The sequence below is a fragment of the Pedobacter sp. genome, assembly GCF_031119335.1.
GTDB lineage: Bacteria > Bacteroidota > Bacteroidia > Sphingobacteriales > Sphingobacteriaceae > Pedobacter.
Genome location: NZ_JAVHXT010000015.1, coordinates 50,629 through 68,907, shown reverse-complemented (window position 1 = coordinate 68,907; position 18,279 = coordinate 50,629). Strand labels below are relative to the sequence as shown.

11 protein-coding genes are annotated in these 18,279 nt (G+C 38.4%); 2 read left to right on the top strand and 9 right to left on the bottom strand.

The features are described 5' to 3' along the window. The 4 genes from REI64_RS15040 to REI64_RS15025 all read right to left on the bottom strand — a co-directional run bounded on the left by REI64_RS15040 (position 1) and on the right by REI64_RS15025 (position 7,382). Positions 1-1,695 (bottom strand): S41 family peptidase, encoded by a 1,695-nt coding sequence (locus REI64_RS15040; protein WP_308850960.1) that lies wholly within the window; start codon positions 1,693-1,695, stop codon positions 1-3. Between the two features lie 207 nt (positions 1,696-1,902). Next, positions 1,903-2,118, bottom strand: a complete 216-nt coding sequence (locus REI64_RS15035) for a hypothetical protein (protein WP_308850959.1) — start codon at positions 2,116-2,118, stop codon at positions 1,903-1,905. A gap of 98 nt (positions 2,119-2,216) precedes the next feature. Continuing rightward, entirely contained in the window at positions 2,217-4,214 is a 1,998-nt protein-coding gene (locus REI64_RS15030; protein WP_308850958.1) for a SusD/RagB family nutrient-binding outer membrane lipoprotein, read from the bottom strand. A gap of 12 nt (positions 4,215-4,226) precedes the next feature. Next, positions 4,227-7,382: a SusC/RagA family TonB-linked outer membrane protein gene (locus REI64_RS15025; RefSeq protein ID WP_308850957.1), complete on the bottom strand. Its 3,156-nt coding sequence runs from the start codon at positions 7,380-7,382 to the stop codon at positions 4,227-4,229. Positions 7,383-7,477: 95 nt separating this feature from the next. Here REI64_RS15025 and REI64_RS15020 point away from each other — a divergent pair, with 95 nt between their 5' ends. Next, the gene (locus REI64_RS15020; RefSeq protein ID WP_308850956.1) at positions 7,478-7,639 is read left to right on the top strand and encodes a hypothetical protein; all 162 of its coding nucleotides are present in this window, start codon (positions 7,478-7,480) and stop codon (positions 7,637-7,639) included. Between the two features lie 6 nt (positions 7,640-7,645). On the opposite strand, the gene REI64_RS15015 is transcribed toward REI64_RS15020, so the two are convergent. The 4 genes from REI64_RS15015 to REI64_RS15000 all read right to left on the bottom strand — a co-directional run bounded on the left by REI64_RS15015 (position 7,646) and on the right by REI64_RS15000 (position 15,935). Beyond that, on the bottom strand, positions 7,646-9,094 hold the full coding sequence (locus REI64_RS15015) for a family 10 glycosylhydrolase (RefSeq protein WP_308850955.1): 1,449 nt from the start codon (positions 9,092-9,094) through the stop codon (positions 7,646-7,648). A 50-nt stretch (positions 9,095-9,144) separates the two neighbouring features. Continuing rightward, complete coding sequence (locus REI64_RS15010; RefSeq protein ID WP_308850954.1) at positions 9,145-10,593, bottom strand: DUF4623 domain-containing protein; 1,449 nt, start codon at positions 10,591-10,593, stop codon at positions 9,145-9,147. A gap of 105 nt (positions 10,594-10,698) precedes the next feature. After that, on the bottom strand, positions 10,699-12,507 hold the full coding sequence (locus REI64_RS15005) for a RagB/SusD family nutrient uptake outer membrane protein (protein ID WP_308850953.1): 1,809 nt from the start codon (positions 12,505-12,507) through the stop codon (positions 10,699-10,701). 17 nt (positions 12,508-12,524) lie between these two features. Continuing rightward, a complete protein-coding gene (locus REI64_RS15000) occupies positions 12,525-15,935 on the bottom strand; it encodes a TonB-dependent receptor (protein ID WP_308850952.1) in 3,411 nt (1,136 codons plus the stop codon). A gap of 256 nt (positions 15,936-16,191) precedes the next feature. On the opposite strand from REI64_RS15000, the gene REI64_RS14995 reads away from it, so the two are divergent. Next, positions 16,192-16,938: a DeoR/GlpR family DNA-binding transcription regulator gene (locus REI64_RS14995; RefSeq protein ID WP_308850951.1), complete on the top strand. Its 747-nt coding sequence runs from the start codon at positions 16,192-16,194 to the stop codon at positions 16,936-16,938. A gap of 37 nt (positions 16,939-16,975) precedes the next feature. On the opposite strand, the gene REI64_RS14990 is transcribed toward REI64_RS14995, so the two are convergent. After that, positions 16,976-18,274, bottom strand: a complete 1,299-nt coding sequence (locus tag REI64_RS14990) for a RagB/SusD family nutrient uptake outer membrane protein (protein WP_308850950.1) — start codon at positions 18,272-18,274, stop codon at positions 16,976-16,978. Positions 18,275-18,279 lie beyond the last annotated feature (5 nt).

The window sequence follows — 18,279 nt, the reverse complement described above, 5'->3', positions numbered from 1 at the left end:
TTAATTCTGTGAATCGCTTACTTTTAACGTTGGACTGCCTATAGTTTTATGGCTACCATCTCCTTTTAAGATTGCCAGCATTTGGCTCTGGTTACCAAATAATGATTTCGCCCTTGCAATTTCCTTATCGTATTGGAAAGACTGCTCTATTCTACCCTTCTCGTGAAAATAGCGGCTAATGATTTGTGTTTCTAAAGCTCGTTTAATCTCTTCCTTATGCGTAGTTAAATCGCTTTTTTTAGCCGAAGTCATTTTAAGTTTTAAAGCTTCTAAATCAGCTTTCACCGTTGCTGCCTTATTCTCCTTCTCGGCTTCATTCTTCAACTCGTTCAATAAACGCTCTGATCTTGAGGTATAGGTGTAATCTTTATCAGATAATGATGCTAAAAACTGCGTGTAATTCGCATCGCTGAGTTGAAATTCTTTAGCAGAAACAATTGTTTTATTGGCTTTCTTAAATGAATTTGCGTAATCGAAAAACAAATTCTTAGTAAATAGCGAAATAGTAATTGGACTGTATTTGGCAGGTTCTATTTCTACATCTGGAAAAACGCCATTACCATCGTACACCGTTCTTCCAGCTTTTGTGCCGAAAGCTTTCAACGTACTATCGGCAAATTTTCCGGCAGATCCGTCTTGCTTTTTATGCGCATAATCTAACGCCTGAATACATCGCCCAGATGGTGTATAATATTTTGCCACTGTAACCTTAACTAAACTGTTATAAGGCAGGTTAAATGTTTGCTGCACCAAACCCTTGCCATAGCTGCGTTGCCCTACCACAATGCCTCTATCTAAGTCTTGCAATGCGCCGGCAACAATCTCCGATGCAGAAGCGGAAGTACCATTAATTAGCACTACTACTGGTAAATTAGGCGCAATGGCATTGTTAGTAGTTCTGTAGGTAACGCTCTTCTCTGGATTACGGCCTTTTTGTGTAACTACCAATACATTTTTATCTACAAACAGATTTACAATCTTAACGGCTTCTTGAAGAATACCGCCGCCATTGTTCCTTAAATCTAGAATAAGGCCTTTTGGATTTTGTTTGTTGATTTTTTCTAAAGCCTCCCTTACTTCTTGCCCAGAATTTTCTAAGAATTTATCTAAGCGGATGTAACCAATTTGATCATCTAACATTCCTGAATAGGAAACATTTGGCTGTTTAATTTCTTCTCTGGTTATTGTCTTGTTAATTATCGTACCATCCCTCAAAAGCATCAAATTAACCGGTGAACCTTTTGGCCCACGCAATAACTGGCTAATCTGTGATCGCTCTTTGCCTTCAATCTCTACGCCATTAATTTTTACAATCTGATCTCCCGGGCGTATGTCATTTTTTTGGGAAGGATGACCTTCACTAACCTCGTTTACGAAAAGCTTACCATTAATATTTAAGGTTCCCGCACCTATGCCTCCATATTGGGTACTAATGTATTTCAGTTTATAGTCTTCAATCTCCGATTCTGGTACATACTCCGTATAAGGATCTAAACTGCCTAGCATTGCATCAATGCCATGCTTCATCAGCTCAGAAGGATTGGTTTCATCTACATAATTAATGTTAATTTCTTTATATATCGATGCAAATACGTCGAGATTTTTTGAAACCTGAAAAAGATCTTCCTTAAAAGCTAAAGTAAGCGAGGTAACGGCTAAAGCAGAGCAGAGGAGTATAGTTTTTACTTTCTTCATATCGTTTAATAATGAAAAAGTTATTGGTGTTTGTCATTACCAAATAGGGACAAACGATAAATAACGAAAAGTAAATTTACTAAAACCATCACGTTTTTTCAAACTTACATCGCAAGAGCTTGTAGCCATTCAAAAAAATTAACAGCTTTATCACTATAAAAAGACTATTTATAACGATGAAAACGAATAAGAAAGGTATGCGGATGATTAAAGACGGTTGCCATCTGGATCTGCCAAAGCTTTACGAATGGTAAACTCTATATAGGCGTTATCTCTGTTTACCAATTTTGCCAAGGTTTGCACCAACTGATCTTCTTGTCCAGGTATAAAGTTGATTTCTACCGCCGCTAACTCGCGATATTTCCTTAAGAACTTTGTCTTTACTTTATTCCAGCTTTCAGATGTAAGGGTAAAACTTGCCATGATTAAAAGGTTTTGGACAAAGATAGGAATTTTGCTGAGGTCTGGTAACAAAAACAGCCCCGAAAATTTCGGGGCTGTTATATCATTCATAGTATCAGTTATTGAAGATAACCTTCATATTCTTGATCGGTTGCACAGTCCCACCAAACTGGTAAAGACCATATATATAACTGGTTTGCATGCGGATTTATAGCGAGAACATTAGTTGTGTTATACTGCAACTCTAAAGTAGCAGGTAATCTCCAACGACGCATCCAATATCTCGGATCTGTTTTTGCTCCCCCTGGTAATTCAGCTGTACCTGTAAATAGAGGTCCTCTATCATAACCCGGATATACAATGCCAAAGCCGCCAATATTACCAGCACTATAATTAAAACGACGCATATCGTTCCAATTCTCAATACTACAGCCCATTGCAATATATTTCTGCAACATGATGTCACGCATAGTCAAGTCTCCTGCACTTTGTACCACTGCTGCACTTGAAAGGTAGCTTGTAATATCCGCTTGATTCATCGGTCTCATATCAGGATTAGAACTTCCATAAGTACTTTGCCATTCGGTTAACTTAGCTTGCATCATATTAATATGAGCTTCTACTCCCCTCCTATACGCTAAATGAGCAGCACCTGTAGCTCCTCTACGCATTTCTGCTTCCGCTTGGATAAAACACATTTCGTGATAGGTTAAAACTTCAAAATCAGAAACTGGACGAGTTTGGAATGAACCCGTTGAGCCTACAACACCAGCACTATGTGCTTGCGCATTGGCGTACCAATTTACGTCGTTTTCAAGCTGTGCGGCATTACCAGATGTTGCAATAGCATTACTTCGCATATTTACATAAGCAGTATCTCCCGCCAATACATAATTAGTACTACTGATATACATTGAGCCAGCTCGATAAGTTACAGTGACATTATTTCCTGACACTGAATAAGTTTTCCCTTTAGCAATAAGATCTGCGATGAAGGCTGCACGATCGGCTGCATTGGCAATCGGGTATGTAATTGGTGTATTTGCTGTTGCATAGACAGGTAAAGCAATTGATGCTGCTGTAGATTTTAGCAATCTAGTTGATGGTCCATAAGAATCTACACCAATAGAACGAGTCCAGTCAAAGCTGCTCACTCTACCATTAGTCAATCTAACATTCGTCATCATTGCTGGTACAATTTTAGTCATTCTAGGATCTACTACTGCCGCACCACGCATATTTGTTAATAGGTTATAATGAAACTGGGAAATGCGTTGATTGTTTCCATATGCCGCGTAATTAAAATTACCATTAGTAACCACAGGATCGCCAATTAAATAATCAAGAACCATACTATTGTTAAGACCTGGTAAAATAGCATTATCTGCATTAGACTGTGGGCCTTTTGACAAAAAATAAAATAAGGAATCAGCATTATACAAATCCGACTTTTTTGATAACTTAAGCATATATCTAGCTTTCAGACCCCAACACAATTTGATCCATTTGTCTACGCTTCCTTTATGCATCATATCTCCAGGCGTTAGGGCTGGTGCTCCCACTTCTTGTGTTTTGCTAAACAAACTGATAGCTTCATTTAACTTGGCCATACACCCATTATAAATAACTTTACCTTTATCATATTTAGGGCTAGGATTACCATAAGTCGCATCAGTGTAAGGCATTTCGCCATAAAGATCTAGCATCTGCATAAATCCAAGCGCATGAAACACATTAGCCGCCGCCATATAATGATAAGCTCCTTTCTCTTTAGCCGAATCGTACATATCGGTAAGATTTGATGATACTGTTACAAAGAATGTTTGGTAAGGAGTCGTAGTAAGACCAGCTGCAGGCTTCCAGGTAGTTGTTATAGAGTTTGTGTTGGCATTGTTACTATAATAAACGCCTGCCTGAGATGCCGTACGAAAATTTGTCACACCTGCAGAGTACATATAAAAATGCTGTATCCAGGGCAATCGGTTCTGTAATAATACACTTTTGTTATTTGGGTTATCTTTGTCTACATTAACATCTAACCATTTTTTACAAGATGTTAAACCAACTACTAGCGCAAAAGCCAATAATATTATTCTATTGTTTTTATTCTTTTTCATGAACTGTCTTAATTAAAATTTAACATTTAATCCAAATGTAAATGTAGCAACGGCAGGAACACCAAGGTAATCTATACCTGTTGAACCTGAACCTCCAGTACCTCCAGCTGCACTTACCTCTGGGTCCATACCTTTATAATTCGTCCAAGTTAGAAGGTTGGTACCTACAGCAGTAGCAGACAAGCCTTTAATAAATTTAACTTTCTTAACTAAACTACCAAAATCATAAGATAATGTCACGGATCTCAATTTTAACCAATTAACATCTGTTATAAAATTATAGGAGTTAGCTGCATGATTTGCCCAATAGCGTTGAATCATTGCAGTTCCAGCAACGGTAGTGGCTCCAATCGTATAGGTCTGGTCAGCATGATAAGTTTGTGAGAATTCTGCTCCTGTTGCACTGTTTACACCTGTTACTGTCACAGACTGTCTATCGTTTAGCAAAGTTCTTTTACTTAATCCGTTTGAAACTAAAGCATATTCGGTTCCGTTAAATATTGCTCCGCCTTTTCTAACATCTAATAACACTGCTAGCGATAATTTTTTATAACGGAAATTATTATTAATACCACCAATAAAACTTGGCTCACGATTACCTACAATTGGGTTATTAGCATTTATTCGATATAATCCAGTAGTTGGGTCAACTAAATAACGTCCATTAGGAATTTCTTTTCCATTACCATCCAGTTCACGAGCATAAGTTTGACCTGTCATGCCAAGGAAAAAACCACCGTTAGGAATAGAGGCAGCCTTTACAGTTCCAAACTGAGCATCAGTTGGATAGAAATATGCTACTCCAGCTAGAAACTCTCCTAATCTCCCTTTATTATAAGAAAAATTTAGCATTACATCCCAAGTAAAATCTTTCTGGTCAATTGGCTTGCCACTTAGCGCAACTTCCATACCTTTATTAATCACAGATCCAGTATTTAACGAACTAAAAATAAAGCCTCCTGCATTTGACAAACGTGGTTGTGCAATTTGATTTTTAGTTTGACTGTGATAATAGGTATAATCCAATCCTATTCTTCCTTTGAGAAATCTAAATTCACCACCTACTTCCCAAGAGCTTTGGATTTCTGGTTTAAGTATTGGGTTGCCGGCAGACCACTGATTTCCTACAGCAGTATACGAGCCAATAACATAAGGCGAGTTCACATAAGTTAATGTAGAATAAGGATTAGCATCTTTACCTACCTGCGCCCAACTTGCCCTAAGTTTGCCATAAGAAAGAATATTGTTTTTAGGTATCAATTCTGTGAATACTACCGATCCACTTACAGATGGATAAAAATATGATCTATTTTCAATTGGTAATGTAGATGACCAATCATTACGTCCCGTAACAGTTAAGTAAGCGATGCTCTTATAAGAAACACCAGCTTCCCCATAAGCACCGAATAAACGTCTTTGAACAGTTCTATCAGAAAAAAACTTGTTTGTATTGTTGATGTTATTTAAACTAATTGTTCCCGCTGTAACAAACCCATAACCCCAATGGTTTTGACTTAAGGTCTCGGTATTCTCAGTAGTAGCGCCTAACATCAAATGAGTTTCGAAATCACCAAATTTTTTATGGAAATTATTCATTAATGTAGTTGTCAAAAACGAATAATCTACATCATTTTTACTTAAACGACCATTCTGATATGCTGGCGCAACAGCCGAACCAGGGGCAATGTAGGTATAATCATCGGTAGTGTGCTGGTCATAACCTAAACGAGCAGTTAAATCCCACCATTTTGCAATGTTATAGGTTCCATTAATACCACCGGTAATGCGCTTAGTTCTTGAGGTTAATTCATTTTGGTTGATGATCCAATATGGGTTATCCATATCACTTTGCAAATCTAATGTCGCTGCATAAGGACGGTATTGGGTGCCGTCTATATTGATATAATTTCTAATATCGAAAATAGTTGGCCAATTATACAATGCCCCCATACTTCCAACACCACCTCCACCGTACAAACCTGCCGTTGTCAACGTTCTGTCCATATCAGCAATCGAATAAGCAATATTAGCATCAAGTGTTAGCTTACCATATTTTTGTTGACCGTTTAAGCGAAACGTTGTTTTATTGTAGCCAGTATTAGGAACAATACCAGATTGATCAAAGTTAGATGCAGATAAAAAAAATGTTCCATTTTTAGATCCTCCGGAAACGTTGATGTTGTTATCAAAAACACCTGCATTTTGAAAAAATGTTCCTATATTATCATAGGTAGTATTGGCAGCAGTCAATTTTTTCCCCCATGAGCTATAAGAATTAGCATCATCGAAAACGCCATTTACCGCGTAACCACCTACACCAAATTCCTTTTGAACTTCTGGTAGTTTATTCGCCCAAGAAGTACTTAGTCTAGTTGCATAGTTAACGTTAGTAGCCCCTTCTGAACCTCTTTTGGTGGTAATTATGATTACTCCGTCAGCTGCCCTTGAACCATACAGGGCTGCAGCCGCTGCACCTTTTAGCACAGATAAATTTTCGATGTCTTCAGGGTTAATATCCATCACCCTATTAGAGTATGTTGTATTACTACGAGACAACCCGTCAGTTCCTGTATTACCTGTACTTGATGTTGTGTTATCATAGATAATACCATCCACAACAAATAAAGGCTGATTCTGTCTTCCCTCAGAAGAAGAGGTACCCCCTCTAATGGTAATAGACGCTCCAGCTCCCGCAGAACCACCAAATTGTGTTACGTTAACCCCAGGAACTTTTCCGACTAAGGAATTTACAACGTTGGTGTTTTTGTTCTTCATCAGCTCTTCTGCATTTAAATCAGATACTGCGTAACCAACTGCTCTTTTCTCCTTTTTAATACCTAATGCCGTAACAACGACCTCACCTAAAGCTTGGCTATCTGAAGCTAGGTTTGCGTTGATTACCGAAGAACTGCCAACGGTAGCTTCGTAGGTTTTCATTCCAAGAAAAATAAATTGCAAAATATCTCCCTGCTTGGCACTTAAAGAGTAGGTTCCATCTGGCTGTGTTTGTACGCCCATAGTAGTCCCTTTAATCTTGATTGAAGCTCCAGGTATGGGAAGTCCATCTTCCATGGAGGTAACTTTTCCTGTGATTGTTTTCTGTTGAGCGATTACTTGAATAGCTAGAAAAAACAAACCCAAGAATAGCGTGAGTAATCTTTTTTTCATAAAATTTGCATTTAGTTTAATAGTGTTTTGTTGATCGTGCAAAACTGCATTTATACGCAGAATAATGCTTATGTAAATATAACCAAATGTTTTCCATGAAAAAAAGAAAAAAATTACTCCTTTTTAAAGGAATGAGCGAAGGAATGGCGCAAAATTACTTAAAAACCTGCAAAGCAGTACTGTTAAAATCGACGAATAAAAAAAGCAGCCATAAAATGGCTGCTTTTCAATTTTTTATACCTTTAAAACTGGATTAAATATGCTTATTTTTTCTCTACCAAATCAGATGGTTTACTTTCTTGGTTATCGACGTTAATAGTAGAAACAGCATAATGTCCGTTTGCACTAGCGGCAATACTGCTCGCTGTAGTAATAGCGAGAACCTTACCCTCTTTTTTCGAATCAGCAAAATAATAAACTACAGATTTTACACTGCCAGAAGTACTCCATTTCAACTCTCCGCCCTCTATTCTAACATTGGTTGCAGCTGCCGGAACTGCGGCTACAGCCCTACCCAAAAACGGAATCAAAGCAGGATCTTTATATATAGTAGCAAGCTTATTGGTAATGCCAATTTTGTTGTCATTCAAAGATAGGGCTCTGTACTGTACATTTCCAACAACTTTTTGGTTAAGCCTACTCATATCAAACTGTCGTTGCAGCTCATCTACCGATTGAAAAGCAGCACCGGCACTAGGGTCTCCAAATCTATAATAGCCGTGTCCTACCATTAAAGCAGCTTTATAGCTAATGTTAGTCCAATTGGCAAGTCGAGCTCTAAAATCGCTGGTTGGGTGACCAATCTCATGATATAATTGTGGAATTACCACATCTACCCAACCCTGTTCGTTCCACTTCCTCACATCGGCGTACAACGAATTATAGTTTTTATTAATATCAGGGGCAGGAGAAACAGAAAAGATAACACCCGGCTTAGTTGCCACTATGGCATCGTAAACACCTTTTATAGCTTTATTAACATTCTCTCTCCTAAACTCCTGGATAGTACTAATGCCTGCACCGTAAGTTGCATAATCTGCTTGGTCAGCTAAGGTTACACCTTCTGGGTAAAAATAATCGTCGAAATGTATACCATCTACATCATATTTTGTAATCATGTCTTTTACGATGTCAACCAAGCGCTCCCTAACTTTTGGCAGAGCTGGGTTGTATATGCGTATTTCGGGAAAATCTACCACCCAACTCGCATCAATAGTATGATGAAGTGCAGCAAATGAGGTTGTAGCAGTACGAGTTCCTACACGATAGGGATTCATCCAGGCATGAAACTCGATATTTCTTGCGTGGGCTTCGTCAATCATAAATTTGAGCACATCATATCCTGGGTCTTTACCACGGGTACCAGTAATATATTGGCTCCACGGCTCGTATGGCGAACTATAAAAAGCATCTCCCATTCCCTTCACTTGAAAATAAATGGTGTTGATGTTTAATGTTTTAAATTTCTCCAGATAATTGATGTATTGCTGCTTCTGACTTTCCATACTATAGGCGCCCTGCGGCCAGTCTAAACCCCAAACAGTAGTCATCCAAACTGCCCTTACTTCCTTTCTAGGGAAAATGGGGCCTCCAGCTGTAGGCGGGTTTACTGGATCTGGTGTTGGATCGCCGCTACCTCCTCCTTTTTTACAAGCATTTAAGAACACTGCTAACGCCAACACCATCACAAGGTGTAACCAATTTTTTTTCATCGATTAATAAATTATTTTGATAAATAACATCATCATTAATAAGGAGCGTTTTAATCTGAGGTTTTTACTGGGAATTCAAAAAACACAAATCCTCCATCAACTGTGGCTGCGTAAAGCATTAACTTTTCATCTTTACCTTGGCCGTCTTTTTTAACATGAAAACCCGATTGAACTGCCGGAGATCCATTAACTATCGGGCCCATTAACGAATAATCGAAGATAGGAGTAATGGTAGGCAGATTGTTTAAATTGGTTAAAGCATCTCTCACGTTTGACCCCTTAGTAATATCGTAAACCCTAAGGTTAGAGAACGCGTTAGCGCCTATCGGTGCCGTAACAACAATTAAATAACGCTCACCATTAAAGTAAACTATACGTGCATCTGAGCTAGTTATTGGGAAAGAGGTGCCATTTGCAAGAGTGGTCATTTTGGTAGTAGTAAAGGTGGATGTACCCCCATCATTTACCAAAGCAAGCTGTGCACCATGTCCTGTAAACAAATACTCACTGGTATTGCCAATGCGGTTGTAGGTAGTCCAGGCGCCAGCACCTGTTAACGGCATTGCAAAAACAGTTGGATTACTAACAGTAGTATAATTGGCTACGCTTAATCTTAACACTTTAGTAGCAGCGTTGTCACCAAAAAAGAGAAAACCATTTCCTTGATCATCTAAGGCGGCCGAGAAATTATCGCCATGTCTAACTCCTGCGCCTGCAATTGTAGCAACATTTAAATTAGCTATAATTTGTGGAGCAGCACTTGGATCTGTCCAATGATAAACTTTTAATGGGCTAGTCTGTCCTCCAGATAGGTTTGCAACATAGGTATGACCGTTTACTTGGGCGCCCATGTTCGTGATAAATGTACCTCCTACAACTCCAGTAATATTTAAAGGAATTTTATTGATTGTACCTGCTTTCAAATCAGATACGTTAAGTACATGAGGGGCCTCTCTTCTCACCACCAAAACTTTCTCTCCATCAAATCCACTTCCTCTGGTTGCTTGCCCATTAAAGGCATCATAGGATGATTGACCTAGAGGATTATTCGAGAAATCATATGTGGTACCTTTTTCAAAATCAGCTCCATACACAGGCACCTGCAATCTCAACCTCACTAAATATTCGCGAAAACGAGGCGAACTCATTACTTTTACTACAATTACCTGTTCTGATTGCCCGGCTTCAAATGTTACGGGATAAACTTCCTTATCCAATTTAGCTCCACCAGACACCTCTGCTTCAAATTTTAGTTTTGAGAAATCAGTAAGCGTGTCTATTCTCGGAAACCATACGGTCTTTGCATCTTCATCTACTACTCCTTGCAAGACTATATTTCCATTTGCCCCAGCGTTAACTATTTTTATATTGTTTAAAACAGTAACATTCGAGGATGTATCAAGCGGTTTTGGCAAGTCATCTTTACACGCGACAAGCATTAGCAGCCCCACAAAGGTTGCCAAAGGTCCTATTTTTGATATTTTATGTATTAGTTTCATCTGTTTTTAATTTTGTTTTAATTGTCAGATGTTCCTTACCATCATTACGGTTTGATGATGGATGGTTCATATTAAATTTGTCTAGTATTAATATAGATTGCATACTTAATTTTGCGGCCAACCCTGTGTTTGCTGCAATTTGTAACCTCTAGCTTTATAATCGTCCATTTGCACCATTCCAACTGGTGTTAAGTATGGATTAATATTGGATTGATTAATAAATGGCAAACGACCTTGATTTTCAAGATTTCTGTAAAAGCCAGTCATTGCTGCAGCATTGGTTCCGTTGTAAACAATCTCTGTTCCATCTTCCTTCACTACAGCAAGCTTTCCTACATTTGCATTATTTAATACAGCCGGTAATTGAGTTTGGAAATTAACCCATCCACCAGTAATCAAATCAGTGTTAAGGTTATTATCCATATACTCCAATTTAGACCATCTTCTTAAATCTGCTAAGCGGAAAATTTCAAAAGCAAATTCCATTCTACGCTCTCTTCTAACTTCCCACAACAAAGCAGAAACTTGCGGATCTCTACTTGGATCGGCCGGAAGTGCAGCTAAACTAAGTGGAACGGTTTTAACTATGCCTTTAGCTACAGCTTCTGCCGCTAGAGGTCTATTCCTAATTTTATTAACTGATCTATCAATATCGGCTTGCGTAACTACTGCTCCTCCTAATTCTTCTAATTCAACCTTTGCTTCAATCCAATTTAGCAAAACTTCTGCATAACGTAACACTGGAGCATCGGTCTCATTTTTATCACCAGTAAACTCAGGAGGCATACCCAATAAATCTACTTGAGTACGTTTTTCTACTTCACGAGGTAAAAACTTAGTGATATAATAGTACGAGCCTGTGTTTAATGCACTAGGTCTGCTGTAAAAAGTTGCTTCAAATCTAGAATCTCGTGTTGCAATCATATTAGTCAGTTCAAACGAAGCATTTGCAGGGGTTGCATTTTGCCATACTTGACCATTGCTAAGAATATATGATTTAAGTAAATCTGAAGTAGGACCGTTAAGGGTAGACTCTGCCAAGTTACCATAAGATGCTATAGCATGGGTAACACCTGTAGCAGGGTCATAATTTCTATACAACACACATTCCTTATTTCCCTTTAGTTCTTTAGACGTAAAAATTGTTTTGTAATCTGTATTAATATCATACCTGTTACTAGCAATAACCAGATCGGCAGCTTCCATAGCAAGCTCTAAGAATTTCTTTGCTTGCTCATTATTCTTATAGTAATACTTTTGCCAAGTACCTTCGCTTAAAGCTATTCTAGAAACAAATCCAGCAACCACATACCTATTCACATTCTGATCACCATCATCTACACGAACGTTTTGCATGGCGAACTTCATGTCATCGTACACGGCATTCATTACCTCATTACGTGGTGTCCTAGGTTTATATAATTCATCTAGCTCATTATCAAAAATCTCTCTAGTGTAAAACGGGACATCTCCATAACTTTGTACTAATTGAGAATACCTAAAAGCTCTAAAAAAACGTCCTATACCATTCCAGTGGTTTTTGGCAGCAGGCGTTAATACACCCGACATTTTAGTTTCAATTCTATCTAACATGATATTAATTGAACGAATGGTAGTATAGCTCCAAATACCACTATTAGGTACAGCTCTAGTAAAATTCGGTTGATTTCCTCTCACAACCATGTCATCGCTGTTGGTAAACCCTACTAAAGGCGCTCCAGTAGTGGTATAACCATCACCGTATCCTGTAAAAAAATCTGTATAATATTTATTAGCGTAAAGACGTAGTTTTTCTTCGCTCGTCCAAGCTGTCTCGTCTGTTTCAGTAGTTAAAGGTGGTCGATCCAAAAATTTCTTACACCCTGCAGAAACAATCACTACAAAAACGAATATTATTTTAAATGCTATTTTCATTTTCTTCTTCCTTTAAATTAAAAACCAACCTGTAGACCTGCAGATGCGGATCTAAATGCAGGGTTTGAGGTACCTGTACGTCCTAAATTATAGTTTCCACCTGTGCGCAACATAGATACTCCTGAAATTGCCTCAGGATCTATTGGCAAACCTCTCAAATTATCAAAGGTGATAAAGTTTTCTAGCGAAACGTACACTCTTGCATTCGTTATTTTCACTCGCTTAAGTAGAGAAGCAGGTAAGTTATATCCTAAAGTAATGTTCTTTATCTTCAAGTAAGACATGTCTAGCATATATCTGCTTTGTGCTCTCATTACGTAGCCTTCATCTGCACCATTCATATTCCAGGCTCTTGGATAGAAAGCATCGGTACGATCTGGCTTCCAATAATTTTCAGCAATAGCTTGTGGCATAGCGCCTTCTTTTGCAAAATAGCCAGGAATAGCCAATTGCCCACTACCCCAAATCTTTCTTTCACCTACCCCTTGGAAGAATAAAGATAAGCTAAAGTTTTTGTAGTCTGCACCTACTCGGAAACCATACTGATATCTTGGTGTAGTATTTCCAATCACCACTCTGTCGCCAGGATTACCATTGGTACCATTACCCGCATCGATATAACCATCGCCATTTACATCTACAAATTTCACGTCTCCCGGGCTAATCAACATGGTTTGGTTACCATCTTCGAAATAAGTTTGGTAAACAGGATTATTTCCAACCAGTTTATTTGTTCTCTTGCTTACGCCATTCCATACAATATTAGTTTGAACAAAAGCTCCGTTAGCATCATAAACAAAATCGTCAGCTTGATATAGTCTATCTGTTACAAAACCATATACATCTCCATATCTACGGCCTGTAGAAAAAGCATTACTTAACAATCTATTTTCCCACGGCAATTTATGGTCTGCCCCTTTTGTAATAAAAGTAACAGCATCTGAAAGATTTCCATCAAAGCTCAAACGTAAACCATTCGCAAATTGATGATTAAAATCCAAATTCAACTCCCATCCACGTGTTCTCAAATCACCAAAATTACCTTGTGGAGCAGTAGCACCAAAAGTAGCTGGCAAAGCATCACCAGCAATAATCATGTCTCTAGTATAGCGTTGAAATAACTCTGCGGTAAGCCCTAACTTATTGTTGAAAAATCTAAAATCGGCACCAATGTTAATATGCTCGATATTCTGCCAAGATATATCACCCGACACTGGAGCTGGTGTACCTAATTGGAAAAATGGAATACCCCCACTGTTTAACCATGAATTTTTTACAATTCCCATTTGTGGGATGTAAAGTGAGTTAGATACCGATTGATCTCCTACATTACCCCATGAAGCACGAAGTTTTGCGAAGCTAACAACACGATCTATAGGCTTAAAAAAACTTTCATTTGAGATCACCCAACCAGCAGAAACCCCAGGATAAGTTCTCCATCTCAAATCTGCAGGAAATTTAGATGTAGCATCACGTCTCAAACTTGTTTCAAAAAGATATTTACCTTCATAATCATAAGTCAACTTTCCAAAGAAACCGACTTGCGAATCCCAATTGGCAGAACCTCCAGAAGTTTCTGTACCTACTGCAAAATTATACTGTGGATTATCGTTATTCAACAGGTTAGTCCTTGATGAATACTGACTTGAAAAATCAAAAGATTCTATTCTCGTGCCCACTAAAAATTTAAACTGGTGTTTATCCAGTGTCAAATTATAATTAGATACGATATCTATTGTATTTCTAAATGACCTAAAATTATCTTGAGAGAAATACGTATTTGCTTTTACAGTATGATCCGTTAATGGAAATTGATAAGCTGGCACACCTCCGGTATTTGTTGGGTTACCATTTTCATCAACATATACTTGAGCTCCGTTAGCATCTCTAAGAGCTTCTACACCATACCAATGTGTGCGACCCTGAACATAAGGCACAGATGCCGTTGATAAATTATTTTGAGTGCTGTAAGCGTAGTCTGCTCTTATGTCCCAAGCCTTGGTTAAGTTAAAAGTAGCGCCTACATTTAAATTCAAGAACTTTTCATTTCGAATTTGATCATTAGACATACGTGCAGAAAAGGCTGGGTCTATAATATCATTGCCATTCTCTTGAACACCAATTGGGAACAAGCGGCTCCAACGATATAGATATAACCAAGGATCCGCAGCAAAAGCATCAGCATTTAATGAATTAGGATTTCTTTTTGTCCCTTCCGCATATCTTACACCGCCACGAAGCGTAAAATAGTCTGTTACTTTGGTAGATAAATTTAACGATGGAGTAAGCCTTCTGTAATCGTCATGTTTTGCAGGCTTCATCATACCTTCTTGCCCCAAATAACCAATACTTAGGTTATAACTCGTGCTACCACTTTTACCATTTAAACCAAGGTTATGCATATGAGATAAACCATTGTCTTTAACCATTGCCGCTACAGGATCGTAAATTCTATATCCGAATTTCTGAATACCATCCCAAGACCAATCACGACCATAAACTACAGGGTCATCATTACCTATTACACCCCCATATTTAGTCTGCCATTCTTTGATTTTTTCAAAACTAGTTCTATCTATACGCCAAAAACCACCCGCAGGCCCCGGTTGCCTCATATTCTCATGAGCATCTAAAGTATATTCTAGACCATCGATACCAGCTATATCAAGCGGTTTAAATGGAGATTGCCACACTACATTATTAGAGTACGTAACCATATTTCCATCTGTTTTGGCTCCCTTTTTTGTAGTAATCAAAATAACACCAAAGGCCCCTTTAGAGCCATAGATCGCAGTAGAAGCAGCATCTTTAAGCACACTTATTGTCTCTATATCATTCGGGTTTACATATTGCATACTAGGAATCTCTACGTTATCAACAAGTATTAACGGTTGAGACGAGCCTAACACCGAACCTACCTGACCACGAATTCTGATAATAGGGTCTGAACCTACCTCACCACTAGGAACCACAACCGACAGACCTGGAACCGCACCCTGCAAGCCCCTAGCTGCATCTGGAATTGGACGATTTCCAAAAACCTTTTCCACATTAACAGACGTAACGGCTCCTGTTAAACTCTCTTTCTTCTGCGTACCAAAACCAACTACAACTACTTCATTAAGATCATTGTTGCTTTCACTTAGTGCAATATTGATGGTGTTATTAGTACCAACAGTACGCTCTTGGTCTGTTCGACCTAAATAGGCAAACTGAAGTACATCTCCTTGATTTGCTTTAATGCTATACAAACCTTCACCATTAGTTTGGGTTACATTAGCACTTCCCTTTACCCGAATTGTTGCCCCTGGGATGGGTAGACCATCTTCTGACGAGGTTATTTTACCCGTTACCGTTACCTGCTGGGCTACAGCATTTACAGTACAAAGAATAACACTCAACAAAAGCATGAGTAACTGTCTTTTCATAAATTTTTAATTTGGTTAATTATATCAATAAGTTTCAAATTCTAAAAACGCACATTAACGCATTTTTTTAAAACACAAAGTAAATATCACAAATGTTTTCCACTAAAAAAAGAATTTTTAACAAAAGTTTAACAAAAAAAGATAATTTACCTTAAAAACCCCGCAAAAATCCGCACAATTTGGTGTTATTTAAAATCATTATACTACAAAAAAAATATTTTTACTACCTTACCCTGATTAAACGCAATATTAAAAAATGCTTAAAAAAGAACGCCACAATATGATTATGCGCCAAATTAACTTACACAATAGGGTGTTAAGTTCAGATTTGGTGGATTTATTAAACGTATCGGAAGATACCATTAGAAGAGATTTACAAGAACTTGCTGACGATAATTTACTAACGAAGGTACACGGAGGTGCACTTTCGAAATCTTATCAGTCTTCTTTTGACGATAGTAAAGTATATGCGAAGGATGCAAAAATTAACATTGCCAAGAAAACTTCCTCACTTATTAAAGATGGAATGGTGATTTTAACCGGCGGTGGAACGACCGTTATAGAGCTAGCGAAACAATTGCCACAGCACCTTCATGCTACATTTATTACCATTAGCCCATTGGTTGCGGTAGAGTTGGCCAAATACGAAAAAATTGAAGTGATCTTAATAGGCGGATTATTCGCGAAGAATTCTCAGATTAGCTACGGTGGCCATGTAATTAGCCAACTGGCTGATATTAGGGCAGATTTATGCTTAATGGGAACAAGTGCCCTACATCCAGCGGATGGCGTAACAGACACTGATTGGGAAATTAACCAATTGAAAAAGGCGATGATTGCTTCTTCTAAAAAAACGGCCGTACTATGTATTTCAGAGAAATTAGGAATTACACTTAGGCTAAAGGTTGCTGGACTGGAGAATATCAGTTATTTGGTCACTGAACTAGATCCCAGCGAGGAAACGCTATTAGCATACCAGACAAAAGGACTACAGATTATATAACGATAAAAAAGGGAGGTTAAAACCTCCCTTTTCAGTATTAAAATGTTGGGTTTGCCGGCGTATTCGGATTGTTATCTCTTTCTTGGAAAGGGTATGGCATAAACCTACGTTTCATTTCTGCCTGTGGTCTATTGAACCTACGCATGTCTTCCAATTTCAAACCTGAAGCAAACAGCTCAATACACCTATGTTGGTAAATGCGCTCTAACAATTCTGCTTGTGTAAATGGTCCAACTAAAGGAAGCAAATTTGCATTTACGCCAAATATATCATTGTTTTTAGTTACTACCTTGTTTAATTCAATTAACGAATTACCTAAATCTGGCGTGGTTTGGCGGGCATAGGCTTCTGCTTTTATTAACAGCATTTCGCCTGGTAAAAAAATTGGAATGCCACCAGTAACAGAAGTCGAAAAGCCAGCCATACGCACCGTAGCTGGACTACCCGCCATTACTGTGTAAAAAGGAACACGCTTATCGTTTGCATCTGGAACTAATGTTCCCGATAGGCCCAAGTTCGTATCTGTTGGTTGAAACACATTATTTGAAGCAATAATAGTATTCAAGACGTTAGGATTAGCATTATCGAAAGTAAATGCCGACCCAACTGTCAATGAAACCGCGTTAGCTTCAGCTATTGCTAAAGGATATTGACCTGTGAACAATGCATATCTGGCTTTTAATGCATGTAGCGTATTCACAATATTTAGGTTAGGCACCGTAGCATTAAACTGTGCCGAAATTGGAGCAGCGGCAATAGCAGCTAAGGCTTTGTCTATTGCTGCTATTGCCGCCTTATAGCCTTCATCTCTAGTTACAAAAGGTACATTCTTACCTGTTGTTACCGGTACCTTTTCCCAAAACGAAGATATGGTACCTAAAGACAAGGCCTTAAAGATTGTCACATAGCCAATCAGTCCAGAAGCATAACCTTTATCGCCAAGCCTCTCTGCATTGCTAATCACATTATTACTTTCAGCGACTACCTTATAGGCTGATGCCCATAAATTAAAAAGAATGGTATTGGTTCCATCTACTGCGTTGCCACCTGTACTTAACTGCAATTCTGGGATGTTACCAGCATTTAGCAACCTTAACTCATTGCTCGAAAAACCTGATGTTGCTACAGCATTAAAAATAACGCCGGTACGGGCTACCGTGTATGTTCGCTGAATACCAACCGCAACTGCCGACATTGCTTGGGCAGAACCTAAGGCCACATCCGACTTTGCTCTCGAAGGATCATCAAATTCCTTTTTACACGATGACATTATACTTGCAGCGAATAACAATCCACAAGCTAAGTATGTTGAATTTGTTCTTATATTTTTCATCATTATAT

Bases quoted from the DNA above. Each gene is read 5' to 3' on its own strand.
- REI64_RS15010 (WP_308850954.1), bottom strand. From the start codon at position 10,593: ATGAAACTAATACATAAAATATCAAAAATAGGACCTTTGGCAACCTTT.
- REI64_RS15005 (WP_308850953.1), bottom strand. From the start codon at position 12,507: ATGAAAATAGCATTTAAAATAATATTCGTTTTTGTAGTGATTGTTTCT.
- REI64_RS14995 (WP_308850951.1), top strand. From the start codon at position 16,192: ATGCTTAAAAAAGAACGCCACAATATGATTATGCGCCAAATTAACTTA.
- REI64_RS15040 (WP_308850960.1), bottom strand. From the start codon at position 1,695: ATGAAGAAAGTAAAAACTATACTCCTCTGCTCTGCTTTAGCCGTTACC.
- REI64_RS15000 (WP_308850952.1), bottom strand. From the start codon at position 15,935: ATGAAAAGACAGTTACTCATGCTTTTGTTGAGTGTTATTCTTTGTACT.
- REI64_RS15035 (WP_308850959.1), bottom strand. From the start codon at position 2,118: ATGGCAAGTTTTACCCTTACATCTGAAAGCTGGAATAAAGTAAAGACA.
- REI64_RS15025 (WP_308850957.1), bottom strand. From the start codon at position 7,382: ATGAAAAAAAGATTACTCACGCTATTCTTGGGTTTGTTTTTTCTAGCT.
- REI64_RS15030 (WP_308850958.1), bottom strand. From the start codon at position 4,214: ATGAAAAAGAATAAAAACAATAGAATAATATTATTGGCTTTTGCGCTA.
- REI64_RS14990 (WP_308850950.1), bottom strand. From the start codon at position 18,274: ATGATGAAAAATATAAGAACAAATTCAACATACTTAGCTTGTGGATTG.
- REI64_RS15020 (WP_308850956.1), top strand. From the start codon at position 7,478: ATGAAAAAAAGAAAAAAATTACTCCTTTTTAAAGGAATGAGCGAAGGA.
- REI64_RS15015 (WP_308850955.1), bottom strand. From the start codon at position 9,094: ATGAAAAAAAATTGGTTACACCTTGTGATGGTGTTGGCGTTAGCAGTG.